Source organism: Paraburkholderia sp. SARCC-3016 (assembly GCF_031119615.1).
GTDB lineage: Bacteria > Pseudomonadota > Gammaproteobacteria > Burkholderiales > Burkholderiaceae > Paraburkholderia.
The window spans coordinates 185,604-208,932 of sequence record NZ_JAVHZD010000004.1; the positions used below are offsets into that span (position 1 = coordinate 185,604).

Consider the following 23,329-nt stretch of genomic DNA (forward strand, 5'->3'; position numbering starts at 1 on the left):
CGGTTCGCAGGCCGCCGGTCAACGCAAGGAGCGACATATGAGCGATCAGGACGGACTCGTCGTCTGGTTCGAGGACCTGCGCCGCAACGACGTGCCGCGCGTCGGCGGCAAAAACGCTTCGCTAGGCGAAATGGTGAGCAATCTTGCCGCGTCCGGCATACGCGTTCCACCGGGCTTCGCGACGACGGCACGCGCGTACTGGGACTTCATCGACGCGAATGGTCTGCGGGACACGATCGCCGGCGTGCTCGGCGAGTTTGCCGGGAACCGGCGCTCGCTGGCGGAGACCGGCGAAGCGATCCGGCACGCGATTCTGCGCGCGCAGTGGCCGGCCGCCACCGCAGAGGCCATTTGCCGAAGCTATGAGGAACTGGCCTTGCGCGCCGGCGGAGATGACCCCGACGTCGCCGTGCGTTCGAGCGCGACCGCCGAAGACCTGCCCGACGCGAGCTTTGCCGGCCAACAGGAAACGTCGCTGGCGATCCGTGGCACGCAAGCGCTGCTCGACGCGTGCCGGCGGTGTTACGCATCGCTGTTTACCGATCGCGCGATCAGCTATCGCGAAGCGAAAGGATTCGATCACCTGAAAGTCGCACTCTCGATCGGCGTGCAGAAAATGGTGAGATCGGATCTCGGCGCATCGGGCGTCGCCTTTTCGATCGACACCGAGACGGGTTTCGACCGGATCGTGTTGATCAACGCCGCGTGGGGGCTCGGCGAAAACGTCGTGCAGGGCACGGTCGATCCCGACGAATACGAGGTGTTCAAGCCGCTGCTCGACGATCCCGCATGCGCGCCGATCATCGGCAAGAAGCGCGGCGGCAAGCTCAAAAAGATGGTGTACGCGAGCCGCGGCCCGCATCCGACGAAGAACGTGCCGACTTCGAAGGCGGAGCGCGCGGCATTCGTGCTCGCGGACGCCGACGTGCTGCTGCTGTCGCGTTGGGTCTGCGCGATCGAGCGCCACTATGGCCGGCCAATGGACATCGAGTGGGCGAAGGACGGTGTGAGCGGCCAGCTGTTCATCGTGCAGGCGCGGCCCGAAACGGTTCAGTCGCGGCGCGAGGCGACTGCGATCAGAACCTTCCGCATGCGATCCGCGGGTCGCGAACTGCTCGCGGGCGTGAGCGTGGGGCAGGCGATCGCGGTGGGACCGGTCTGCGTGATCGAAAGCCCGCGCGACATGGCGCGTTTCGTCGACGGCTCCGTGCTCGTGACCGCTGCGACCGATCCCGACTGGGTGCCGGTCATGCGGCGCGCGTCGGCGATCGTGACCGATCATGGCGGCCGGACCTCGCATGCGGCGATCGTGAGCCGCGAGCTCGGGCTTCCCGCGATCGTGGGCACCGCGCACGCGACGCGCGTGCTGCACGACGAGCAGGATGTCACCGTGTCCTGCGCGCAAGGCGAGGTCGGGCACGTATTCGAGGGAACCGCGGACTATCAGGTCGAAGAGATCGACTTCTCCGCGATTCCTCGCACGGACACCCGCATCATGCTGAACCTCGCCAACCCCGACGCAGCCTTGCGCTGGTGGCGCATGCCGGCCGACGGCGTCGGACTTGCGCGCATGGAGTTCGTCGTCAGCAACCACATCCGGATTCACCCGATGGCGCTCGCGCACTTCGACGATCTGAAAGATGCCGAGGCCGCCCGCACGATCGCGGAGATGACCGAGGGCTACCGCGACAGAACCGACTATTTCGTCGACCGTCTGTCATGCGGGCTCGGCCGCATCGCCGCCGTGTGTCATCCGCGGCCGGTGATCGTGCGCCTGAGCGACTTCAAGACCAACGAGTACGCCCATCTGATCGGCGGCGCCGCGTTCGAGCCCACGGAGGAAAATCCGATGCTCGGTTTCCGCGGCGCGTCGCGCTACTACTCGCCGCGCTACCGCGACGGATTCGCGCTCGAATGCCGCGCGCTGCGGCGGCTGCGCATCGAGATGGGCATGACCAACGTCATCGTCATGGTGCCGTTCTGCCGCACGCCCGAGGAAGCCGACCGCGTGCTCGAAGCGATGGCGGAGCATGACCTCAAACGCGGCGAGGCCGGCTTGCAGATCTATGTGATGTGCGAAATTCCTTCGAACGTCATTCTCGCCGACGAATTTGCACGGCGTTTCGATGGATTTTCGATCGGCAGCAACGACCTCACGCAACTGACCCTCGGCGTCGACCGTGACTCGGCGGAACTCGCTGCGCTGTTCGACGAGCGCAACGACGCGGTCAGGTGGATGATCCGCGAAGTCATCGAGCGTGCCCATCGCGCCGGTGCGAAAGTTGGCCTGTGCGGCGAGGCGCCGAGCGCGCACCCCGAGTACGCGCGGTTCCTCGTCGAGTGCGGCATCGACTCGATTTCGGTCAGCCCCGACAGCTTTATCGCAGTCAAACGGCACGTGGCGCAGGCGGAAGCGTCGCTGCGCAAGCCGGATGCGCCTCGCGAGGCGGTCGAGGCTGCGCTTCTTTCGGGCGAACGTCGATGAACATGCTGACCGTCACGCTGAACCCGGCCGTCGACATTTCGACGTCTGTCGAGCGGATCGCCGACACGCACAAGCTGCGCTGCGCCGCCGCGCGCCGCGACCCGGGCGGTGGCGGCATCAATGTCGCGCGTGTGCTGCACCGTCTCGGCGCCGACTGCACCGCGTTTCTGCTCGCGGGTGGAGGCAGCGGCCACACCTTGCTCGCGATGCTTGCCGACGAAGGACTGCACACGCAAGCGCTCGAGATCGCCGGCGAGACGCGCGAAAACTTCTCGGTGTTCGAGACCGCGACCGGCCGTGAATATCGCTTCGTCCTGCCCGGCCCGGCCGTTGCACCGGACGAGTGGACCACCTGCCGGCGCCGCGTGCAAGCGGGTGCCGCCGCGGCGCGCTTCATGGTGTTGAGCGGCAGTCTGCCGCCGGGATTGTCGCGCGATGCGTACGCGCAACTCGCACGCGACGCATGCGAGGTTCGTCCGGACATCCGCATTGCGGTCGATGCGTCGGGGCCGGCACTTGCCGCCGCGCTCGACAGCGGGCTCGTCGACATCGTGAAGCCAAGCCTCGCCGAATTGTGCGAGCTGACCGGAAAAGCGCTGTCCGACGCGCACGCGCAAGCGGACGCGGGCCGCGCGTTGATCGAAGCGGGCAAGGCGCGCATCGTGGCGATCACGCTCGGCAGCCAGGGTGCGCTGCTGGTCACGTCGAGGCAGACCTGCTTCATGGCCGCCGTGCCGACCGAAGTGCGCAGCGCGATCGGCGCCGGCGACAGCTTTCTGGCAGGCCTGCTTTGGGCGCTCGACCAAGGCGCGTCGGATGGCGAGGCGTTGCATTATGCCGCCGCAGCCGCGGCCGCGACGCTGCGCCAGCCGGGTACGCGGCTGTGCGATGCGCGCGACGTCGTTCGTGCGTACGCGAAGGGCGAAAGACCGCTCGTCGTGAACGGCGCGCCGGCCGGTATCGCCGACCTTTGCGCAAAGCGTTGACGTACCGCGAGCCGGGCCCGCGCGAGGTCCGTTATCGCTGCGTCGATTGCAATCGAAAGCGCCGTGTTCAGCGGTGCGAGCAGGCCCTGCCGGAAAGCCACGTCGACGACCGCGCCGCGCACCGCTGCGACCGTTCCAGCGAGCGCTTCGGGAGGCGACGGGACTTGCATAAGCTTGGGCTCGGCGAGGGCAGGTGGGCGGGCGCGACGCGCGCGAGCATGGCGCGCAGTGCCGGGTCGGGCTGCATTGCGGCGGCGGATCTCGCCGCATTGGCTTCTTCGGAAGCGATCCCTTAACAGCTTTATCGCGCTCCGCCCCGGCTCTGTTGATCACGATCAAGCGAGTACGCCGACCGGCGGGGCGCGCGTGCGCAAACCGGCTTGCGTGAAAGCCGCAAAAGCCGTGAAACAGCGCGGCGATTGCTTCAGATCAAGGCTCGACGCGGACCCGTGCATAGACTGGGTTCGAACATCCACTATGCGGGAGCATCGATCGTGAAACTTCCATGGCCAGCACTCGTGTGCGGCGGTCTCGCAGCCGCTCTAGCCGTCGGCGTCGCCACCCCGGCGAGTGCCGGATCGGGACCGGCGAGCGAAGCCGGCGCGGCGCCGATCTTTTCGGGCAAGAGCCTGACGCGCGCGAACGCGATCGTGCTCGGCGTAGACCCTGGGCAAAACAGCATCACGCTCTGGGAAGACACGGGCGAGCCGGTCGTGGTGATGGTGGACAAGTCGCTCGGCGAAGTGAAAAAGCTGCGGCTGGGCGACAAGGTCGAGATCACCTATAGCCGCGCGCTGTTGCTGCGCGCCGACAAGTCCGGCGCGGATGCGATCCGCAAGCGTGTCGATTCCGACGTGACGAGCGCCGCGTCGGCGGGCTCGTCGATGTCCATGCATCGGGTCGAAGCGGTCGCCACCATCGCGAACATCGATCGCGACAGGCGGCTTATCACGTTGCGCGGACCGAGCCGCACCGTCACGCTGCAGGCCTCGTCGGCGCGCCTGCTCGAGCGGCTCAAGGTCGGCGATAGCGTGCATGTCGATTACGTCGAAGCGACAGCGATTCATATCACGCGCGACGGCCTGCCGTTGCGATGAAGCGCGTTCGCGCGCCAACCGCAGATACAGGGATCGGCAATGCAATCCGATGCGACTACCGATCGCGAGCCCGCAGCACGGCGCGCGCGCTTTCCATACCGGCGCGTCATGATCGCGGCGTGGGATGGCCGTCTGCCTGCACGGCTCATCGACTACGCCACGGCCTGCTTCGATGCGGACGCGATCTTCCATGTCGTGGCCGTCGCGCCGCCCGACGACGACCCCGTGATGAACGCGCGCTCGCGATGCGAGGCGTCGAACATGGTGCAGGCCGCATGCGGTCTGCTGACCGCGCGCGGGCGCTGCGCGGGCGGTCAGCTGTTGACGCTCTCGCGTGCGTGGACAGGCAGCGCATGGCTGCTTGCCGATGCCGCGTCGCATTGGGGCGCGGACCTCGTGCTCACGTCGTGCGCGGGCCCGGCCCATCTCGCGCGCGCCGCGCATTGCCCGGTGCTGGTGCTGCCCGATGCGGCATCGGGCCACCATGACGCGCCTCCACACCGCTTCTTCGTTGCAAGCGACGACAGCGATGCGTCGCGCGTGTCCGTCGACGAAGTGACGCGCCTCATGCAAGCGGGCGACGCACTGCGCGTCGCGCGCGTCGTGCTCGACCCCGTCGGTGCGCCGCCCGTGGACACGCTCGACTCCGTCGTGTTGCAGGCAGCCGGGCACGGCAATCTCGCGCATTCGATCGTGGGCGCCGCGCTCGAGTGGCGCGCGGATCTGCTCGTGCTGGGCACGCATGCGGGCGAGCCGTCCGGAAAGTGGCGCTTCGCGAGCATCGCCGAGCAGGTCGCGCAACTCGGTGCTTTACCGTTGCTGATGGTGCCGGCCGGTGCGCGCCGCCAAGCGCGCAGAAGCGCCGTTGACGAGCCGCTTTGGAACCGCTGGGGAGCTGATACGCGATGAAACGCCTGATGAAAGACCGCCGCAAGGAACCGGACAAAAGCCCACTGTCTTACGGCGTCGATATGGTCACGGTGGTAGCCATACTGCTCGTGGTGTTGCTGCTCACGGTCCAGCTGAACGGGTTGAGGAAAGCGGTCCATCCGGTGGCCTATAGCGACCTCATACGACTGATCGATGCGAAGCAGGTGGACGACCTCGAAATCGGTTCGTCGCGCATTACCGGCAAGCTGAAGCTGCCGGGCGCGGCGGCGCTGCTGCCCGCATCCGACGCGGCCACGCTCGATGTGCACGGCAATGAATCGGGCTTCGAAACCGAGCGCGTGGCCGACGACCGGCTCGCGGCCCGGCTCGATGCCGCGGGCATCCGCTATAACGGCGTCCCCGACAGTACCTGGCTCGGCGCGTTGCTCTCGTGGGCCGCGCCGCTGATCGTGCTGTTCGCGTTATGGAGCTGGATTGCAAGACGCTCGTCCGGTCTGCGCGACTACTCGGGCATCGGCAAGAGCAAGCCGCGCCTCTATGTGCAGAGCGAGACGGACACCACCTTCGACGACATCGCGGGCATCGACGAAGCCAAGGCCGAACTGAGGCAGATCGTCTCCTTCCTGTGCGACCCGCAACGGTACCGGCGACTGGGCGGCAGGATTCCCAAAGGCGTGCTGATCGTCGGTGCGCCGGGCACGGGCAAGACGCTGCTCGCGAAGGCCGTGGCCGGCGAGGCGGGCGTGCCGTTTTTCTCGATCAGCGGCTCGGCGTTCGTCGAGATGTTCGTCGGCGTCGGCGCGGCGCGCGTGCGCGACCTGTTCGAGCAGGCCGAGCAGAAGGCGCCCTGCATCGTGTTTATCGACGAACTCGACGCGCTCGGCAAGGTGCGAGGCGCGGGGGCACTGGCGGGCAACGAGGAGCGCGAACAGACGCTGAACCAGTTGCTCGTCGAAATGGACGGCTTCCAGCCCAATTCCGGCGTGATCATCATGGCGGCGACGAATCGGCCCGAGATTCTCGACCCCGCACTGCTGCGTCCGGGGCGTTTCGACCGGCATATCGCGATCGACCGGCCGGACCCGACCGGCCGCAAGCAGATTCTCGCGGTCCATACGCGTCGCGTGCTGCTTGCGCCCGATGTCGAGCTTGCGGAGGTGGCGGCGCGCACGCCCGGCTTCGTCGGCGCGGATCTCGCGAACATCGTCAACGAGGCGGCCTTGCACGCCGCCGAGGAAGAAAAGCCGGCGGTCGAGATGAGCGACTTCGACGAGGCGATCGACCGCGCGATGACGGGCATGGAACGCAAAAGCCGCGTGATGAACGCGCAGGAGAAGCTGACAATCGCCTATCACGAAGCGGGCCACGCACTCGTCGCGCAAAGCCGCAAGCATTGCGATCCGGTGAAGAAAGTGTCGATCGTTCCGCGCGGCGTCGCGGCGCTCGGCTATACGCAACAGGTACCGACCGAAGACCGCTATGTCTTGCGCCGTAGCGAACTGCTCGACCGCCTCGATGCGCTGCTTGGCGGCCGGGCCGCCGAGGAAATCGCGTTCGGCGATGTTTCGACCGGCGCGAAGAACGATCTCGAACAGGCGACCATGATCGCGCGGCACATGGTGGCGCGCTATGGGATGAGCGCGCGCGCCGGGCTCGCCACGCTCGGCGATATCGACGGCGACGATCTGCAGCCGGTATTCGCGCGAGCCGGCGGCGCGCATTGCAGCGAACATACCGCGCAACTGATCGACGACGAAGTGCGCGAGCTGCTCGAAGCGGCTCACGCACGCGTCATGCAAACGCTCGTCGAACAGCGGGCGCTGCTCGAACGCATCGCGCGGCGTCTGCTCGAGCGCGAGGTGATCGACCGCAAGGAGTTGCTCGCGCTCGTCAACGGTGCTGCGCCGGTCGCGGACGAAACACGCGACGCATCGTTGGCTTCGTCGGCATCGTTGGCTTCGTCGGCTCAGCCCGGTTCCGCGCTCGTCAAGTAGCGCTCCGGCACGCGGATATGCACGCGGAAGCCGGCGCCGGGCGCGCTATGAAACTCGATGGTTCCATGCAATTGCCTGACACGCTCGCGCATCCCGAGCAGGCCGAACGATTTGCGCGCGGCCGGGGCAGCGGTGACAGCGGGCGCACCGGCTCCGTCGTCGACGATCTCGAGCTCGCATATGCGGTTCGCCCGCGTCAGGCGAACCGACACGGTTTTCGCCTGCGCATGTCGGGCCACGTTCGTCAGGGCTTCCTGAACGATACGGAAGATCGTCAGCGCGGCGAACTCGCCTATGCCGCTATCGTCCGAAACGTCGGCGCCGGCCTCGACCCCGTAACGCTTCGAGAAGTCGTCGGTGAGCCAGTCGAGCGCCGCGGACAAGCCGAGATCGTCGAGTAGCGGCGGACGCAGATTTGCCGAGATCCGCCTGAGCGCGGTGGCCATCGCATCGACCTGCGCCTGCAGTTCGCCCGTCTGCGGTAGCAGTTCGCTCGAACCGTCGACCGTCTGCAGCCGCGCTTCGAGCAACGCCACGCTCATTTTCAACGCGGTCAGCTGCTGGCCGAGATCGTCGTGCAATTCGCGCGCGATGCGCTTCTGTTCGTTTTCGCGTGCGATCTGCATCTGCGTCGACACTTCGCTTGCATGCTCGAGCGCCGCGAGGCGCATGCGCTCGGTCATGTCGCGCGTGACTTTCGCAAAGCCGAGCAAGCTGCCCGACGAATCGCGCACCGCGGTAATGACGACGTTGGCCCAGAAGCGCGAACCGTCGCGGCGCACGCGCCATCCTTCGTCTTCGATGCGACCGGTTGCGGCTGCGGTGTGCAGCTCGCGGGCGGGCTTGCCCGCGGCGATATCGTCGGAAGTATAGAAAACGGCGAAGTGCTTGCCGATGATTTCTTCGGGCGAATAGCCTTTGATTCGCTGCGCGCCAGAATTCCAGCTCGCCACCAGCCCGTTGGTGTCGAGCATGAAGATCGCATAGTCGCGCACTGCTTCGATGAGCAGCTGATAGCGGTCTTCGATTGCGATATCCGGCAGCGATGGGTTTGCGCCGGAAGGTGAATCGTGAGGGGCCATAGCCAGGCATCTCCACGCTGATTGAAGCCGCAACTCAAGGAAGGCGGCACATCAAGTGCACGGCATCGACAAAAGACTGATCTGCGTCAGGCGAATTCAGGTCGTGCCGACCGAATATCGCATACAGGCATTACGCGCAGTGCATTCGCGTTGTTTTCGGAGGAGACAGAAATGGAACTGGACTTTCGCGCTCTCGAAAGAGCCGCATTTTCGGTAGTGGTTGCATTCGCCGTCATTCTGCTCGCAATTGTCATTCAAGGAAAGTATCCCGGGCTCAGTAGTCGGTTCGATGACGGTATGGTGCCGCATACAGGCAACCTGCCGATGTGCGTCTTTTCCGCGGAGACGTTTGCGCGCGATACCTCGTTCGCGTGCACGGCCTTCGACTAGCAGAAGCGTTCGGCGGCACGCGCGTTTGGCGCGATCGGAGGCCGCTTGACTTACGTCAATGGCAACAGGTCGGGCGCCGTTACGCTTGCCTGAGCGGTGCAGTATCCGATCCGCGCCGGACCGGCGCGTTTCCCGCCCAACCCCATCGTATCGATGGATATTCAAGGAGAGCAAGCGATGAGCAACGTGACGCGATATGACCCATTCTCGATCGACCCGGTGTCCGACCTGTTCCAGGGTCTGTTCCGGCCGATGCGCGGCATTTTGAATCAGGAGGAAAGCGATCTCGCGTCGATGAAAATCGACGTGACGGAGAACGACGGCGGCTACCTCGTCAAAGCGGAATTGCCTGGCGTCGATAAAAAAGATATCGACGTGCAGATCGACGGCAATCGCGTGTCGATCAATGCGAAAGTCGAGCGTAACCAGGAACAGAAGGAAGGCGAGCGCGTGATCCGCCGCGAGCGCTATTCGGGCTCGTTCAGCCGGGCATTCTCGCTCGCGAACGAAGTGGACGAAAATACGGCGAGCGCCGAATACAAGGACGGCGTGCTGTCGCTGTCGCTGCCGAAGAAAGCCCCAGCCGACCGCAAGCGTCTGTCGATCAGCTAAAGCACGAAGAAAATCAGAAATTCTGTGCGCGCCGCCGGATCGCATGACTGCAGCGATCCGCGGCGCGCTTCTGTTTGCCGGCCCGCGGCGGCCAGCGTCCAACGTCCGGCGTCCAACGTCAATCGGCAAGCGAACTCAATGTGGTTGCGCGTTTGCCTACGGTCTGGGCGAGAATCGGCAGCTCGTCTTCGTTCAGACTCAGCGCGCCGGCGAGCAGCGCGTGATTGATCCAGCCTCGCACGACGGTGGCGAGTCCGGCCGACGCACAGTAGAGCGAGACATTCTGCGCGATCGCGCCTGCCGCGACGGCCGAAAAAATATCGCGCTGCTGCGGTGCCATCGCGAGCAGCTTCGACATGCAGACGACATAGACGAGATCGAGCGGCGCGTTGCCGACAAAGTCCTGATAGCCGGTCATATTGCGCGCGTCGACCGCGTGCTTGAGCACGAGCCGGTGCGCAGGGGCGTCGTACCGGTAGACGCCGTCTTCGAGCACGGCATAGACGTCGATTTCATTGAACGCATGCGCCGAAGGAGCAGTGCGTCCGCCCGTGGCCGGCCGGTTCACGCCGTTTGCGGCCCACAGCAGCGCGCCGAGCGTGGCCGGCAGCAGCGCCTCGTCCGAGAACTCGCGCGTGCTTGACCGCATCGACAGTGCGCTCATTAACGGCAGCCCGGCGCCGAGGTCCGGCTCGGGCAATTCGATGAAAGCCGGTGCATGGCTTCGCGGGACCACGGGGCGAGCAGCGGGCGAAGGCTCGTAAGTCAGCAGTTGCATATCTGTCATTTCAGGCTCCGGAGGATGGAGGCCAGCGCGCGATTCGGCGCGGTGCCGCTTTCCACGATAAACATCGCCGCGGCGCGCGGTTTGACTTCAGTCAAACTGGTCGCGCGGTGCGCGGCGCGACCAGTGCACGATCAGCGCGAGCGCGCCGGCCATGCCGCCCAGATGCGCGAAATGGGCGATGCCCGGCGCGCGGCCCGATAGTCCGAGGACGAGTTCGAGGACCGCGTAGCCGGTTGCGAACATCCAGGCGGGCATCGGGATCGGCGGAAACAGCAACACGACGCGCTGCTTCGGAAATAGCAGCGCGTACGCGAGCAGCACACCGAATACGCCGGCCGATGCACCGACCGTCGGGTAGGCGCGCGCCGGCGCGAGCCATGCGAGCGCCGTTTGCGTGAGGCCGCCCGCGAGCACACTGGCGCCATATAGCGCGCCGGTTTTTGCCGCGCCCAAGGTCTGCTCGATCGGGCGTCCGAACATATAGAGCCCCCACATGTTGAAGACGAGATGCGTGAGATTGGCGTGCAGCGTGCTGTACGTGACGAGCTGCCAGACATGAAATGCGGCGCCGCCGTCGGCACGCGGCGGCCACAGTGCGAACTGCTCGACGAGCCGGGAATCGCTTGCCGCTTCGAGCAGGAATACGAACGCGTTCAACGCGATCAGGGTCAAGGTCATGATGAAAGAGCGGCAGCACGCGCGAGGCGCGCGATTCCTTAAGGTACCGTCACGTTCGCGCCCGGCTTTGACCTGCGTCAGATGACGGCGCGCGGCCTGTGCAATGCTCGTCTTCATCGGAACTCCCGATCTGGAACAAGGAGCGTGCAATGAAATCGGACAGGCAACTGAAACAGGAAGTGGAAGACGAACTCGAGTGGGACCCGGCCGTCACGGCGACCGACATCGGCGTCGAAGTGAGCGGCCGCGTGGTCACCTTGTCGGGGCATCCGCTCAGTTATGCGGAAAAGCTCGCAGCGGAAAAGGCCGCGCATCGCGTCGCGGGCGTCAAGGGCGTGGTCGTGGAAATGCAGGTGCGCCTGCCGCAAAGCGACACGCGCAGCGATGCCGATATCGCGGAAGCGGTCCGCTCGATTCTGCACTGGACCGTCTGCGTGCCCGACGATGCCGTCAAGGTGCAGGTCGAACGCGGGTGGGTCACCTTGAGCGGCACGGTGGACTGGGCCTATCAGAGCCATGTGGCGCTGCGCTCGATCTCGCATATGCGCGGCGTTCTCGGCGTATCGAACCAGATCGAGGTGCGTGGCGACGTCGACGGCGGCGACGTCGCGTCGAAGATTCGCGAAGCGATGCAGCGGCACGCGCAGCGCGAAGCGAACCACATCGATATCGCGGTGCACGACGGCACCGTGACGCTTACCGGCAAGGTCGACTCGTACGCGGAACGGGCGGTCGTGCGCGGCGCCGCGTGGAGCGCGCGGGGCGTACGCGCCGTGGTCGACGAATTGCGGATCGAATGAGCTCAACGCTCGAGGAGAGTTCAGATGACTTTGACTGGCAATGCACACGAGGCCGAATGGTCGGTGGACGTCGTGACGTCCCCCGCCGAGGCCGGCGGATACCGGTGCGATATCCATGTTTCACACGAATCGGCGCATGGCGCATTCGCGCACGACTTCCAGCATAGTTCCGTCTTCGTGACCGAACGCGAGGCCCTGCTCGAGGGCCTGCGCGAAGGTATGACGTGGATCGAACTGAAGACGTCGGGCGCGCTGCACGTCTGACGTGCGCTTTTGAGGATGGTTGAGGGTACGCCGTTCCGGTTTCTCCGAACGGCGTCAGCCTGAGTTTGAGCGAAGACGGTGCCTCCCGATGCACCGTCTTCATTCGCAGCATTGCGGATCGCAACTTCCGTTCGCTAATTCCGTTCGCTAATTCCTAAAGCCCCAGATCGCCGGTCGCCAGCAGCGCGGCCGCGCAGACGGCGAGTGCAATCAGCACAGCGAGTATCGCGATTTCGTAAGGCCGGAAGAGCCGCGCATGCTGTTCGCGGCGCGCCCAGCCATAGACGATCGCACCCGGCGCGTACAGCAGCGCGCTCAGCAGCAGATACTTGAGCCCGGCCGCATACAGCAGCCAGCAGCAGTACAAAGCCGCACCCGCGGCAATCAGCGTGTCGCGGTGCCGGGCCGATGCGTCTGCCGCGCCATAGCCTTCGCCACGCCATGCGATCACGCATGCGTAGACCGCCGAAAACAGATATGGCACGAGGATCATCGACGTCGCGAGCGAGATCAGCGCGAGATACGTCGCATTCGAAAGCAGGGCGACGATGAGAAACAGCTGCACCAGCCCGTTCGTGACCCACAGCGCGCTGGCAGGCACGCCACGCGCGTTTTCGCGAGCGAGACGCTTGGGCATCACGCCTTCCAAGGCGGGCGTGAACAGCGTTTCCGCCGCGAGCAATGTCCACGCGAGCAGCGCACCGCCTACCGACACGAGCAGACCGAGATTGATCAGCACAGCGCCCCACGTGCCGACTACCTTGGCAAGGACGCCCGCCATCGACGGATTTTTCATCGCGGCGAGTTCGGGCTGCCCGACTACGCCGAGCGACAGCAGCGAGACGCCCATCAGCAGCGCCAGCACGACGACGAAGCCGAGTACGGTTGCGCGGCCGATGTCCTCGCGCGTTTTAGCGCGCGCGGAAAGCACGCTGGCGCCTTCGATGCCGATAAAAACCCAGACGGTGACGAGCATCGTGCTTTTCACCTGCTCGAGCACGCCAGGCAGTTTGGTGCTGCCCCAGAAGTCGGTGCGAAACTGCAAGCCGTGGAATGCGGCGGCGACCAGCACGATAAAGAGCAGCAGCGGGACGATCTTGGCAGCCGTCGCGAGTCCGTTCAGGATCGCCGCGCTGCGGATGCCGCGCAGGATCATCGCGTGCATGATCCATAACGCGATCGACGCACCGGCGATCGCCGCCGGCGTGTTGCCCTCGCCGAAGATCGGGAAGAAATAGCCGAGCGTGCCGAATACGATCACGAGATAGCCGACGTTGCCGATCCACGCGCTGACCCAGTAACCCCACGCGGAGTTGAAGCCGACGAATTCGCCGGCGCTTGCGCGTGCATAGGCATAAATGCCGTTGTCGAGCTGCGGCGCGCGCGTCGCGAGCCGCTGATAGCAGAGCGCGAGTAACAGCATGCCGGCGCCGGTGATGAGCCAGCCGATCAGCACCGCGCCGGCGCCCGCGCCGGCCGCCATGTTCTGCGGCAACGAGAAAATGCCGCTGCCGATCATCGATCCGATGACGACAGCGCTCAGCAGCGAAAGAGGCAGTTTGTGCGGCGGGGCTGCGCTGCCCGCCGCTTGCGCCGGCGCGCTCGATGGCGGCTGGCCGAGATGCCCTGCGGGATTGCTCATGATGAAGCTCCCAGGTTGATGGAGTCTTCATTAGGTCATGCGATCTGGCCAGCGGTCTTGATGCAGGTCATTGTCCGGGGTTGCGGCCCTCTGGCATGCATTCGAAGATGCACGAGCCTGTGCCGCGTTTTGAGGCCGCATCGCTTTCAAGCGGCGTGGCGTTCACGCGCACGATGCGGCGCGGTCCTACAGACCGTCGGTCATGACCGAACCGGGGATACGCGAAGCGGTCGGCGCACTGAGGCGCCCGGCCATATCGGGCTCGCCGCAGTGCGAGAGGATCGACGCGCGCGCGCGTTCGCGCAGACGCGCGGTCGAGGCGAAATCGGTGCCTTCGGGAGCGATCGGCGGCAGCACGGTAACGGCTATCGCGCCTCGACGCGGAATCCACTCGCCGTCGCGCATCGCGAGGCGCAAACCGCGCAAGGCAATCGGCACGACCGGGTATCCGGTCACGCATGCGCACCGGAATGCGCCGAGATGAAACGCGCGCAAGCCTGCTTCATGTGTAAACGTCCCTTCAGGAAAGAACAGCAGACGTGCGCCGGCCTTTGCGTATTCGATCAGCTGTGTTTCGTCGGCGAGGCTGCCGGCGTAGACGCCGCGCTCGACGAAACGCGCGCCGATCGCACGCAGCAGCGGACCGGCGAACGGATTGCGCGACAGTTCTCGTTTGGTCACGAAGCCGACCGGCGACGGCAATGTCGCCGCCAGCGCGACGACGTCGAGATAACTCGTATGGTTCGATACGATCACTACCTGCGAGGCACGCAGCGCGTCGGAATCGCCTTCGACCGTGACGCGCAAGCCTGCTGCGCGCAGAAACAGGCGGCACCCGCGCGCGAGGATGCGCCAGTTGCGCGCTTCGTCGCGGCGAAACGCAATGTTGGCGAACACGCCCGTCGCAATCGCCGCGCAGGCGCTCCAGCAGACGATCCCGCGTGCGACGTGCCGCACCTGGTCAATCGCGCGATGCGTCAGTGCCGCACAACCGGGGCGTATCGCGTCGGCGAACTGCCGCCAGAACGCACGCGGCGCCAGCGCGTGCGCACCGCTTTCGAAACGCTCGAGTGTCGCCGCGTGCCGGATCTTGCCGCCCGGCGTGCGCAAGATGCTGCGCGGCCGTACCAGCGCCACCTGTTCCGCCGGCGCGCCGAACAGCGTGATAGCCGCCGCATTGATGCGCGCTTTCAGATGACTGCGCGCATCGGTGTCGATGGCGGGCAGCGTCGTTTCCGCGATGATGACGACGCGCTCGGTGCCGTTGCGTTTGTCGACGCCTGCGCAGACGGCGACGCCGCCATGCACGACGCCCGGTATGCGGCCGATCGTGTCTTCGAGTTCGTAGGGAAAGTAATGGCGCCCGCTGCGAATGATCATGTCCTTCACGCGTCCCGTCACGAACAGCTCGCCGTCGGCGACGTAACCGAGGTCGCCCGTATCGAGCCATCCGTCATCGAAAAGCGCCTCGGTCTGCGGCGCATTGCGCCAGTAACCGCGCGTGGCCGACGTGCCGCGGAATTCGATCCTGCCGACGTGCCGTTGCGCAAGCTCCTTGCCATCGCTGCCGACGATGCGCAGTTCGGTTCCGTCGAGCGGAAATCCGCACCCGACCGTTTCGACGAAGTCGTCGCCATTCAATGCCGCTAACGCGAGCCCCAATTCGTGAAGCGCCGTGCGCACGATGCGGTCTACGCGCAGGCCGCGCGAGGGCGGCGGAAATGCGAGGCCAAGCGTATTTTCCGCAAGTCCGTAGACGGGCGTGATTGCATTCGGCGCGAGGCCATAGGCGGCGAATTGCGCGGCGAACGCGCGCATCGTTTGCGGATTGACGGGTTCGGCGCCGCAAAAGGCAAAGCGCAGCGACGAGAGATCGAGGCCGTACAGGTCGCGTTCGGCGAGGCGATGGGCGCAACGCTCATACGCGAAGTTCGGCGCCGCCGTGATGGTGCCGCGATGGCGGCCGATGGCGCGCAACCAGTCGGCTGGCCGCGCGAGAAAGGCGAGCGGCGACATCACGACGAGCGGGAATCCGTAATAAAGCGGCGCGAGCCACGCGCCGATCAGTCCCATGTCGTGGTACAGCGGCAGCCAGCTGACGAGCACGTCCTGTTCAGTGACGTGCATCCGCTCGCCCATCGCGCGAATGTTCGCGAGCAGGTTCCGGTGGCTCAGTATCACGCCTTTCGGTGCGCCGGTGCTGCCCGACGTGTACTGGAACAACGCAATGTCGTCGGCGTGCGCCGCAAGCGGCGCCGGCATCGGCTGTGGTGCGATCTTTTGCGGCGTCAACACGTGATGCAGCGTCGGCACCTGAATCGCGAGCAGCCGGGCGATCAGGCTGACTTCGCCCGCGGCGATCAGCGCCTTTGCGCGCGCATTCGCGAGGATCGCGATATTGCGGCGCATATGATCTTCGAGTTCGCTGCGATGGGCAGGCGGATAGAGCGGCACGGGAATCGCGTTGCAGAAGAGCAGGGCGGTAAAGCAGACAAAGTAGTCGAGCCCCGTCGGCAGCATCAGCGCCACGCTGTCGCCGGCCTCGATACCGAGCGAGCGCAAGCCGCCTGCGGCAAGCAAGGCCTGCCGGTACAGCGCGCCGATGCTGACCGGCGTTTCGCGGCCGGCTTCGTCGACGATCACGAGATGCGTACGGTCCGGATGACGCATGGCGTGCCATCGAATCACGTCGGACAACGTGGCGGCCGCGTGCGGCGTATCGAGCCGTTCGTCCGCGAGCCTTGCAGGCGACGTATGCACCGGCGTGCCTGTCGAGGGCGGCGACACCTCGGACGCGTCGGCGAGCGCGCCAAGCACATCGGCCGGCGTTCTCGCCGAAGCAAATGCGTCGACCGGCAGATGCGTGCCGAAAGCCGCTTCGATCCGGGTCAGCAGTTCCGCACGGACGAGGCTGTCGAACCCGAGATCCCGTTCGAACTGCGTATCGAGCGTCACCTGAACGGGGGAGCCGTGCCGCGCTGCCGCATCGCCATTGGCCTCGGCTGCGCGCGATTCGTCGGCGAGTGTGCGGACGATGTCGAGCAACTTTGTCCGTGCGTCCGCGGCCCGGGTCGAATGGGGCTCGTCGAGCGTGGTCATAGGTTCCTCCACCATGGCTTGCCGGCAATGGATCGGACGCGGCCATGCGATGGCTTCTGTCCACGTGGCTCGCCTGCGCCGATGCACCTATTCGACACGGTCTCCACCGGCGGCCCTTGACGTACGTCAAGCGCGCCCGGATGAGTCAGCGCGTCGTCGGCCGATTGACACACGTCAAGACCCGCGCAAAGGATCGGACCATGATGGAACGCAGCAGATGCCCGCCAGGACGCCAGAACGGCGCCGATTGCGTGAATGGCAATGTGCTACGTTGGGAGGAGCATCATGGGCATCGGCATGCAGATCGTGTATCTCGGCTTTGCCGGCTCGCGTGAACTCGAAGGTGAAGCGGGAGCGCAGCTCGTGCGCCTCGAACGCTATAGCAATCTGCTGTCGGGCTGCCATCTTGCGATCGAGGCATTGCGTCCGCGCAGCAGCCACCCGGTCTACGACGTGCGCCTCGATCTGCTGCTGCAAACATCGGGCTTCAAGCCGCTCGAGCACTGTTCCGATGAAGTTCCGCGCCTCGCGCTGCAGCGTGCGTTCGATCTGGCCGAGCGCGAACTCGCCACGCTCGCGGGGCGGGCGACAGCGCGCGCGCATTAGCAGGCGATTACATCTGGTCGTCCGCGAATACGCCGTGCTCGGGCGCCGAACCCGTGCTGTCGAGGCATTGCACATGCCACCGTCCGACGATCGGCGCGTGATGGGCGCGGCGGTACCACAGCGCGCGGCCGCTTTCTCCTTCGAATGGTCCTTGAGCGTGTGAAAGATCGAGCTTTTCGAGCACGCATAGCGCGTGTCCCGTATGTTGCCCGTCGATGCGCGTATCGGGACCCGAGATTTCGAACTCGCCCCATTCCGGCAGATCGATGACCGCGTGGCCTTCGCGCGACCATTTGCGCGCCGCCAGGTCGAGCCACAGAATGGCGTAGACCGAAGGGTCCGCGCAGTCGAAGGTGTCGAGATGTACGGTGATTCGCATGGCTCTTCCGGTGTGGAGTGTCGTCGCGCAGCGGCAACGGAGATTCAGGCGCGGCCGGCGAGTCACTGACTCATGACCCACTCGATGAGCGTATGCGCGTCTTGGGCGGACAGCGGCGGCCCGCCGCGCTCGGCGGAAACCGGCATCGGCATGTCGCCCCAATGCGCGCGGCCGCCGGCACGCAGCTTCTGTTCGAGCATACGGATCGCGTCAGGATTGTCGCGATATCGCTCGGCGATCTGATGAAACGCCGGTGCGAGAAAAGGGGCGTCCGACGTGTGGCAAAACATGCAGTGTTGCTGATCGACGAGCTCCGTGGGCTCGACGCGCTGCGCGTGCGCCGCGCCGACTGCGGCGAAGCCCGACACGGCGAGGCAGGCTGCGATCAGGCGCAAATGTATTGCTGGCATAGACGTGGGCTCCTTTTCGCCACCACTTTAAAGAAAGCCGCCATAGCGCCATTGACGCACATCAAGTGCCGATTGCAGGAGCGCGGCGTCGGCGAGCCCGCTTGCGCAGGCATGTGCTCAAACGCGCGACAGTCCTTCCAGATCGACGATGCGGATCTGCCTGCCGCGCGTATCGACGAGCCGTTCGCGCTGGAACTTCGAGAACATGCGGCTGACGGTTTCGAGTTTCATGCCGAGGTAACAGCCGATCTCTTCGCGTGTCATGCGCAGATTGAACTCGGACTGCGAATAACCGAGCGCCTTGAAACGCTTCGACAGATTCAGCAGGAATGCTGCCACGCGCTGTTCCGCGGTCATCGTGCCGAGCAGCATCATCAGCGACGATTCACGCACGATCTCGCCGCTCATCATCCGGTGCACGTGATGCTGCATGGCGCGTATTTCGCGGCAGACCGCTTCGAGCTGCATGAACGGAATCACGCAGACGACGCTGTCCTCGAGCGCGATCGCATCGCAATTGTGGCGGCTCGTGCATACGCCATCGAGACCGAGCGCTTCGCCCGCGATCTGAAAGCCCGTGACCTGTTCGCGGCCGTCGCGATGCATGACGATGGTCTTGAACGAGCCGACGCGCACCGCGTAGATGCTCTGGAACGCATCGCCGGCGCGGTATAGCGCCTCGCCGCGATGCACGGGGCGCGTCGTGCAGATCACCGCATCGAGCTGTGCGAGCTCCGCGGCGGAGAGGCCAGCAGGCATGCAGACCGAGCGCATCGAGCAGCCCGAGCAACGCACGGCGGTCCGCTTGCCGGATTCGGCGCCCGGCGACGGATCGACCTGATGAATCTGATGGAAGGCGTGGGCCGGCGCGGCATATGGCGCGGCCTGTTCGGCGAGTGCGAATGACATGATCGGCTCCTCGTTAATCAATGGCGCGCCGCCGGCGCGCTAACGAAAGGTCTCGGATGGTGTTGCACGCTGCGTCGAACTCGGCAGTCTTGTCGAAAAAGTAATGCGCACCGGCTTTGCTGCACGCGGCGCGGAACGCCGCTCCCGAATGATTCGTCAGCGCGATCGTCACAATGTCGGGCAGACTTTTCGCGAGCGCCGAAATCAGTTCGATGCCGCTGCCGGCCGAAAGCCGCAGGTCGATGACCGCGACATCGGGACGGCACGCGCGAATCGCGTCGAGCGCCGTTTCGCTGTCTTCGGCTTCGCCGACAATCTGCACGCCGGCCAGCAGTTCGAGCAGTTGCGCGATATTGCGTCGGACGCTCGCCGCATCTTCGACGAGAAACACTTTGAGGGGGGCGCGGTGCACATCGGTATCCATGCACCGCAGTATCGTCGCTGCTATCTCAAAAAAGAATCGGCGACGGTGGAAGTTCGAGTAGGGCGCTGCGGTTTTTTGTAGGCGGTTTCCTACACGGGGAGAGCGGGAACGGAACGGCCGCGTCCCGGGCGGGTCTCGCGCGTCAGGCTTCGTCCTGATCGTCGAACAGCTGATGGCGCATGGCGTAACGCACGAGCGCGGCTTCGTGCGGCATCTGCATCTTTTCGAGGATGCGCATTTTGTATGTACTGATGGTCTTCGAACTCACGCACAGCGCCTGGGCGATTTCGGTAATTGTCTGACCAGCGGCGATGCGGCGGAACACGTCGAATTCGCGATCGGACAGCCTTTGATGCGGCAATGTGTCCGCCGGCTCGTTCAGGCTTTGCGCGAACCGCTCGGCCATCGCAAGGCTCACATAGACGCCGCCCGACGCGATCTTCGTCAAGGCGCCGACGAGTTCGGCGCTGGCGCTTTCCTTTGTCAGGTAGCCGGACGCACCGGCCTTGAACGCGCGCACCGCATACTGCTGTTCCGCATGCATCGTCAGCACGAGGATGCGCAGCTCCGGTTTTTCTTCCCTGATCTGCTTGATGAGCTCGAGGCCGTTGCGGCCGGGCATCGAGAGGTCGAGCACGAGAATCTGCGCCGGCGTCTTGCGGATCAAGGCGATGGTCGTGATGCTGTCGCATGCTTCGCCGGCGACCTCGAAGCCGCTTGCGCTCTGCAGGATGTGGCGCAATCCGTCGCGCACCATCGCGTGATCGTCGGCAATCAAAACCCGGGTCATAGGAGCGTCTCTTCCTGTTGTACCGCGCGTAACGGAAAGGAAACGGTAAGGATAAAGCCCTTGTCCTTCGCTGTCTCGATAGTAACCGTTCCGTCAAGCATGCGTGCGCGCTCGCGCACGCCGATGAGGCCGAAAGTCCTGCCCAGCTCCGCTTGGTGCTGCGTGCCGGGCCAGCGGGGCGGCTCGTCCGCGCCCCGCCCGTCGTCGACGACCTGCAGCGTGCAGAGGCCCTCGTCGGTCGCGAGCCGCAAGCGGACGTTCGTCGCGTCGGCGTGACGCGCGACGTTGTTCAGTGCCTCCTGAACGATGCGGAAAATCGCGGTGGCCGCCTCGCGCGTGAAATTCGTCTGCTCTGCGTGGATATGCTGCTCGACCGGAATGCCGTACCGCTGATTGAAGTCGCGCGCGAGCCAGTCGATCGCCGGCAGCAGGCCGAGGTCGTCGAGCATGACCGGGCGCAGGTCCGCGGCGATGCGGCGCAGCGATGCGACCGTGGAATCGATGAGCTTGCGCATGCCGGCCAGCATCCGCAGCGCTTCGCCGGCCGCGGCCTGCGCGCCGGCCGGCTGGCCCGTTTGCGCGGGCGCGAGCGCCTGCTCGGCCGACGACAGATCCATTTTCAGCGCGGTCAGCTGTTGGCCGAGGTCGTCGTGGAGCTCGCGCGCTATGCGCATCTTTTCTTCCTCGCGCACCTGTTGCAGATTGGCGGACAGGTCGCGCAACTCCTCGCGCGACTGCTTGAGCGCGTTTTCGGCGTGCACGCGTTCCGTGACGTCGCGCAACACGACCGTGTAGAGCTTGCCCATGCGGTCCCGGACCTGCGAGATCGACGCCTCGAGCGGGAATTCTTCGCCGTTTGCGCGGATACCGCTGAGCACGCGCTGCCGGCCCATTTGCCGCGTCGATACGCCGGTTACGCCGAACTGCTCGACATGGCCCGCGTGCGCCGCGCGGTAGCGCGCCGGAATGAAGCGATCGAGCGTCGTGCCAATCGCTTCCATGGCCGAGACGCCGAACACGCGCTCCGCCATCGGGTTGAAGATGACGATGCGCTGCGTGTCGTCGATCGTGATGATCGCATCGGACGATGCCTGCACGATGTTCATCATGCGAGCCTCGTTGAGCACGGCGTCGCCCACGCGCGCGGGACTGCTCGCATGCAACGAAACCCAGTAGCATGCGAGCGCCGCGAGCACGGTGGCGGTAAGTCCCGCGACAAGCACGATCGCGACCGGGCCGGCCTCGCCCGCATTGGCCGTGCCCGCGTCGGCGGAAAAAGCGAGCGTCAGCATTGCGCCGCCGAATGAAACCATTCTCGTCGCTGCCAATGCGCGGCGCGTGCCCGGCGCGTCATTGTCGCCGCGCGCCGCGGCGTACACCGTCTGCGGCGGCGAGCCGATGGCAAGCGACATGTCGAGGCCGCGTTCGGAAATGCCGGCGGGCTCGAAAAGCCGGCCGGGATCGACCGATGCGATCAGGAAGCCTGAGACAGCCGCTGCGGACGCTGCGGCCGGGTCGCCGGCATGCTGCGTGCGAACGGGCAGCGCGAGTAACAGCGCGTTGCCGCGCTCGCCTTGGGCAGCGCCGGCATATGGCGCGGCGGGCGCGGCAAGCACAACCTGTCCCGATTGCGCCGCGTCGCGCAGCGCGGCATGTACGGCGGGGTCCGCATAGGGGTTGCCTGCCGGCGGGCCGTCGGCGGGCGCGGACGATGCGGGGTCGCGCGGCGCCTGCGCGTCGGCGATCGTGTCGGCGGCCACATATTCGAATGCGCGCACCGGCGTCGCCGCGCGGCCGGGATCGAGCGTGTCGGCGAATTCGCGCGACGCCTGCCGCGGGGCGCGCGGCGACGCTTCGACGACTTCGCGCGCCGTTGCGAGCCAGAGCGCGCTGGTCTGCAGTTCGTTGCGCACGGTCGTCGTGATGCGCTCGATGCGCCGCTCGAAGCGGGCCTGGGCCGACTGACGCAGTTCGTGCATCACGGCGTGCGCCACCGCGAAGGTTGCCGTCACACCGATCACGACGACGAGCGCGCAGACAATGGCCGGCTTCGCCAGGCGCCGTTCGCGTCTGACCCAGCGGCGCATTTTCATGGGCGAATTTTCCTGATTGTCCGTTGCCATCGACAACGCCTCCAATAGATGTGCCGACTCGATGGGCCAACCCGTGGGCCAACCCGTGAGTCAACCCGTGGGCCAACCCGACTGGCCCGGTCGACGCGCCGGCTCGCCGCGTCCATTGCGCACGGCAACGCGCGCGCCCGTGTATCGCGCTGCGCGGCATTGGCGCGCAGCGACGCGAAGGCAAGCGCGGCGACTGCTACGCGTGATTGTGCACGCTTGTTCGCGACGCGCCAATCGTACCGTCCCCGAGCCGGCCCGCATCCATGGCATCGCGTATTGCCCGTTTTTGCTGCCGGCCAGCCAACACGGCAAGCGTTGATCGGCATCAAGGGCGCACGCCGCGGCGCCGTCAAACTGGCCACACGGCATCGCGAGGACGAGGCCGCGACGGACAGCGGGCTCATGCCCGACGGAGGAGCCATGTACAAGAGGATATTGCTTGCGCTCGACGCCAGCCGGTGTTCGCGGCGCGCGCTCGACGAAGCCATTTCGCTCGCGCGCGTTTCGGGCGCGGTGGTCGAAGCGGTGAGCGTGGTGTCGCATGGGATGAAACTCGTCGACGTCGACTCGGGTTTCGTCGACGAGTACCAGACGGAGACCGCTTCATACAAGCAGGCGTCCGTCGCGCTCGAGGAGGCGGCAGCGCGGTTTAACCGCGAGGGCGTGACAGGAACGGTGCGCATGATCGATTCGTGCGGCGTGGAAGTCTCGAGCCTGATCGCGCTCGCGGCCGACGAGGCCGAGGCCGAGCTCATCGTGATGGGCACGCATGGCAGGCGCGGCGTGAAACGCCTGCTGCTCGGCAGTGTGGCCGAGGCCGTCGTGCGGACTGCGAACCAGCCCGTATTGCTCGTGCGCGCGCCCGCTGCGGCGACCTGACT

Annotated in this window: 22 protein-coding genes; 11 read left to right on the forward strand and 11 right to left on the reverse strand. The window is 65.8% G+C overall.

Going from position 1 to position 23,329, the window contains the following annotated elements:
• Window positions 1-37: 37 nt before the first annotated feature.
• The 5 genes from ppsA to ftsH all read left to right on the forward strand — a co-directional run bounded on the left by ppsA (window position 38) and on the right by ftsH (window position 7,453).
• Window positions 38-2,485 carry a phosphoenolpyruvate synthase gene (gene ppsA, locus QYH69_RS06185; protein ID WP_308831005.1) on the forward strand — a complete coding sequence of 816 codons (2,448 nt, stop codon included), beginning with the start codon at window positions 38-40 and terminating at the stop codon, window positions 2,483-2,485.
• Complete coding sequence (locus QYH69_RS06190) at window positions 2,482-3,471, forward strand: 1-phosphofructokinase family hexose kinase (protein WP_308831006.1); 990 nt, start codon at window positions 2,482-2,484, stop codon at window positions 3,469-3,471. Before ppsA ends, QYH69_RS06190 begins: the two co-directional genes overlap by 4 nt.
• Window positions 3,472-3,965: 494 nt before the next feature.
• Window positions 3,966-4,568, forward strand: a complete 603-nt coding sequence (locus tag QYH69_RS06195) for a hypothetical protein (RefSeq protein ID WP_308831007.1) — start codon at window positions 3,966-3,968, stop codon at window positions 4,566-4,568.
• A 39-nt stretch (window positions 4,569-4,607) separates the two neighbouring features.
• The gene (locus QYH69_RS06200; protein ID WP_308831008.1) at window positions 4,608-5,477 is read left to right on the forward strand and encodes a universal stress protein; all 870 of its coding nucleotides are present in this window, start codon (window positions 4,608-4,610) and stop codon (window positions 5,475-5,477) included.
• Window positions 5,478-5,539: 62 nt separating this feature from the next.
• Window positions 5,540-7,453 carry an ATP-dependent zinc metalloprotease FtsH gene (gene ftsH / locus QYH69_RS06205; RefSeq protein WP_308831082.1) on the forward strand — a complete coding sequence of 638 codons (1,914 nt, stop codon included), beginning with the start codon at window positions 5,540-5,542 and terminating at the stop codon, window positions 7,451-7,453.
• On the opposite strand, the gene QYH69_RS06210 is transcribed toward ftsH, so the two are convergent.
• Complete coding sequence (locus tag QYH69_RS06210) at window positions 7,426-8,535, reverse strand: PAS domain-containing sensor histidine kinase (protein ID WP_308831009.1); 1,110 nt, start codon at window positions 8,533-8,535, stop codon at window positions 7,426-7,428. The two genes, ftsH and QYH69_RS06210, sit on opposite strands and share 28 nt — an antisense overlap.
• A 21-nt stretch (window positions 8,536-8,556) precedes the next feature.
• Between QYH69_RS06210 and QYH69_RS06215 the strand changes: the two genes are divergently transcribed.
• Together QYH69_RS06215 and QYH69_RS06220 are read left to right on the forward strand one after the other, a co-directional pair.
• Entirely contained in the window at window positions 8,557-8,925 is a 369-nt protein-coding gene (locus QYH69_RS06215) for a hypothetical protein (RefSeq protein ID WP_308831010.1), read from the forward strand.
• Between the two features lie 177 nt (window positions 8,926-9,102).
• Window positions 9,103-9,537, forward strand: a complete 435-nt coding sequence (locus QYH69_RS06220) for an Hsp20/alpha crystallin family protein (protein WP_308831011.1) — start codon at window positions 9,103-9,105, stop codon at window positions 9,535-9,537.
• A 118-nt stretch (window positions 9,538-9,655) separates the two neighbouring features.
• Here QYH69_RS06220 and QYH69_RS06225 read toward each other — a convergent pair whose 3' ends face one another.
• Window positions 9,656-10,324 (reverse strand): SagB/ThcOx family dehydrogenase, encoded by a 669-nt coding sequence (locus tag QYH69_RS06225; RefSeq protein WP_308831012.1) that lies wholly within the window; start codon window positions 10,322-10,324, stop codon window positions 9,656-9,658.
• Window positions 10,325-10,411: 87 nt separating this feature from the next.
• Window positions 10,412-11,002, reverse strand: coding sequence for a rhomboid family intramembrane serine protease (locus QYH69_RS06230; RefSeq protein ID WP_308831083.1), 591 nt, complete (start codon window positions 11,000-11,002; stop codon window positions 10,412-10,414).
• A gap of 149 nt (window positions 11,003-11,151) precedes the next feature.
• Here QYH69_RS06230 and QYH69_RS06235 point away from each other — a divergent pair, with 149 nt between their 5' ends.
• Both QYH69_RS06235 and QYH69_RS06240 read left to right on the forward strand, forming a co-directional pair.
• Window positions 11,152-11,802 carry a BON domain-containing protein gene (locus QYH69_RS06235; RefSeq protein ID WP_308831013.1) on the forward strand — a complete coding sequence of 217 codons (651 nt, stop codon included), beginning with the start codon at window positions 11,152-11,154 and terminating at the stop codon, window positions 11,800-11,802.
• 24 nt (window positions 11,803-11,826) lie between these two features.
• A complete protein-coding gene (locus QYH69_RS06240; RefSeq protein ID WP_308831014.1) occupies window positions 11,827-12,066 on the forward strand; it encodes a UDP-glucose 4-epimerase in 240 nt (79 codons plus the stop codon).
• 154 nt (window positions 12,067-12,220) lie between these two features.
• On the opposite strand, the gene arcD is transcribed toward QYH69_RS06240, so the two are convergent.
• Both arcD and QYH69_RS06250 read right to left on the reverse strand, forming a co-directional pair.
• Window positions 12,221-13,708, reverse strand: a complete 1,488-nt coding sequence (gene arcD / locus QYH69_RS06245; protein ID WP_308831015.1) for an arginine-ornithine antiporter — start codon at window positions 13,706-13,708, stop codon at window positions 12,221-12,223.
• Between the two features lie 186 nt (window positions 13,709-13,894).
• The gene (locus QYH69_RS06250; protein WP_308831016.1) at window positions 13,895-16,807 is read right to left on the reverse strand and encodes an AMP-binding protein; all 2,913 of its coding nucleotides are present in this window, start codon (window positions 16,805-16,807) and stop codon (window positions 13,895-13,897) included.
• Window positions 16,808-17,092: 285 nt separating this feature from the next.
• On the opposite strand from QYH69_RS06250, the gene QYH69_RS06255 reads away from it, so the two are divergent.
• Window positions 17,093-17,413 (forward strand): hypothetical protein, encoded by a 321-nt coding sequence (locus tag QYH69_RS06255; RefSeq protein WP_308831017.1) that lies wholly within the window; start codon window positions 17,093-17,095, stop codon window positions 17,411-17,413.
• 7 nt (window positions 17,414-17,420) lie between these two features.
• Here the strand turns inward: QYH69_RS06255 and QYH69_RS06260 are convergent, their stop codons facing one another.
• The 6 genes from QYH69_RS06260 to QYH69_RS06285 form a co-directional block, all read right to left on the reverse strand.
• On the reverse strand, window positions 17,421-17,792 hold the full coding sequence (locus QYH69_RS06260) for a DUF3564 domain-containing protein (RefSeq protein ID WP_308831018.1): 372 nt from the start codon (window positions 17,790-17,792) through the stop codon (window positions 17,421-17,423).
• A 62-nt stretch (window positions 17,793-17,854) separates the two neighbouring features.
• Window positions 17,855-18,202, reverse strand: a complete 348-nt coding sequence (locus tag QYH69_RS06265; RefSeq protein WP_308831019.1) for a c-type cytochrome — start codon at window positions 18,200-18,202, stop codon at window positions 17,855-17,857.
• A gap of 117 nt (window positions 18,203-18,319) precedes the next feature.
• Window positions 18,320-19,111 (reverse strand): fumarate/nitrate reduction transcriptional regulator Fnr, encoded by a 792-nt coding sequence (gene fnr / locus QYH69_RS06270; protein WP_308831020.1) that lies wholly within the window; start codon window positions 19,109-19,111, stop codon window positions 18,320-18,322.
• A 13-nt stretch (window positions 19,112-19,124) separates the two neighbouring features.
• The gene (locus QYH69_RS06275) at window positions 19,125-19,535 is read right to left on the reverse strand and encodes a response regulator (RefSeq protein ID WP_308831021.1); all 411 of its coding nucleotides are present in this window, start codon (window positions 19,533-19,535) and stop codon (window positions 19,125-19,127) included.
• Window positions 19,536-19,677: 142 nt separating this feature from the next.
• Complete coding sequence (locus tag QYH69_RS06280) at window positions 19,678-20,325, reverse strand: response regulator transcription factor (RefSeq protein WP_308831022.1); 648 nt, start codon at window positions 20,323-20,325, stop codon at window positions 19,678-19,680.
• Window positions 20,322-22,418, reverse strand: a complete 2,097-nt coding sequence (locus QYH69_RS06285; protein WP_308831023.1) for a PAS domain-containing sensor histidine kinase — start codon at window positions 22,416-22,418, stop codon at window positions 20,322-20,324. Before QYH69_RS06285 ends, QYH69_RS06280 begins: the two co-directional genes overlap by 4 nt.
• A gap of 450 nt (window positions 22,419-22,868) precedes the next feature.
• On the opposite strand from QYH69_RS06285, the gene QYH69_RS06290 reads away from it, so the two are divergent.
• Window positions 22,869-23,327: a universal stress protein gene (locus QYH69_RS06290; protein WP_308831024.1), complete on the forward strand. Its 459-nt coding sequence runs from the start codon at window positions 22,869-22,871 to the stop codon at window positions 23,325-23,327.
• Window positions 23,328-23,329: the final 2 nt, after the last annotated feature.

What these genes read in the sequence shown, in the direction of transcription:
- QYH69_RS06260 (WP_308831018.1), bottom strand. Translation starts at nt 17,792, where the DNA reads ATGCGAATCACCGTACATCTCGACACCTTCGACTGCGCGGACCCTTCG.
- QYH69_RS06290 (WP_308831024.1), top strand. Translation starts at nt 22,869, where the DNA reads ATGTACAAGAGGATATTGCTTGCGCTCGACGCCAGCCGGTGTTCGCGG.
- arcD (WP_308831015.1), bottom strand. Translation starts at nt 13,708, where the DNA reads ATGAGCAATCCCGCAGGGCATCTCGGCCAGCCGCCATCGAGCGCGCCG.
- ftsH (WP_308831082.1), top strand. Translation starts at nt 5,540, where the DNA reads ATGGTCACGGTGGTAGCCATACTGCTCGTGGTGTTGCTGCTCACGGTC.
- QYH69_RS06200 (WP_308831008.1), top strand. Translation starts at nt 4,608, where the DNA reads ATGCAATCCGATGCGACTACCGATCGCGAGCCCGCAGCACGGCGCGCG.
- QYH69_RS06210 (WP_308831009.1), bottom strand. Translation starts at nt 8,535, where the DNA reads ATGGCCCCTCACGATTCACCTTCCGGCGCAAACCCATCGCTGCCGGAT.
- QYH69_RS06280 (WP_308831022.1), bottom strand. Translation starts at nt 20,325, where the DNA reads ATGACCCGGGTTTTGATTGCCGACGATCACGCGATGGTGCGCGACGGA.
- QYH69_RS06225 (WP_308831012.1), bottom strand. Translation starts at nt 10,324, where the DNA reads ATGACAGATATGCAACTGCTGACTTACGAGCCTTCGCCCGCTGCTCGC.
- QYH69_RS06235 (WP_308831013.1), top strand. Translation starts at nt 11,152, where the DNA reads ATGAAATCGGACAGGCAACTGAAACAGGAAGTGGAAGACGAACTCGAG.
- QYH69_RS06255 (WP_308831017.1), top strand. Translation starts at nt 17,093, where the DNA reads ATGGGCATCGGCATGCAGATCGTGTATCTCGGCTTTGCCGGCTCGCGT.
- ppsA (WP_308831005.1), top strand. Translation starts at nt 38, where the DNA reads ATGAGCGATCAGGACGGACTCGTCGTCTGGTTCGAGGACCTGCGCCGC.
- QYH69_RS06265 (WP_308831019.1), bottom strand. Translation starts at nt 18,202, where the DNA reads ATGCCAGCAATACATTTGCGCCTGATCGCAGCCTGCCTCGCCGTGTCG.
- QYH69_RS06275 (WP_308831021.1), bottom strand. Translation starts at nt 19,535, where the DNA reads ATGGATACCGATGTGCACCGCGCCCCCCTCAAAGTGTTTCTCGTCGAA.
- QYH69_RS06230 (WP_308831083.1), bottom strand. Translation starts at nt 11,002, where the DNA reads ATGACCTTGACCCTGATCGCGTTGAACGCGTTCGTATTCCTGCTCGAA.
- fnr (WP_308831020.1), bottom strand. Translation starts at nt 19,111, where the DNA reads ATGTCATTCGCACTCGCCGAACAGGCCGCGCCATATGCCGCGCCGGCC.
- QYH69_RS06240 (WP_308831014.1), top strand. Translation starts at nt 11,827, where the DNA reads ATGACTTTGACTGGCAATGCACACGAGGCCGAATGGTCGGTGGACGTC.
- QYH69_RS06285 (WP_308831023.1), bottom strand. Translation starts at nt 22,418, where the DNA reads ATGAAAATGCGCCGCTGGGTCAGACGCGAACGGCGCCTGGCGAAGCCG.
- QYH69_RS06220 (WP_308831011.1), top strand. Translation starts at nt 9,103, where the DNA reads ATGAGCAACGTGACGCGATATGACCCATTCTCGATCGACCCGGTGTCC.
- QYH69_RS06250 (WP_308831016.1), bottom strand. Translation starts at nt 16,807, where the DNA reads ATGACCACGCTCGACGAGCCCCATTCGACCCGGGCCGCGGACGCACGG.
- QYH69_RS06190 (WP_308831006.1), top strand. Translation starts at nt 2,482, where the DNA reads ATGAACATGCTGACCGTCACGCTGAACCCGGCCGTCGACATTTCGACG.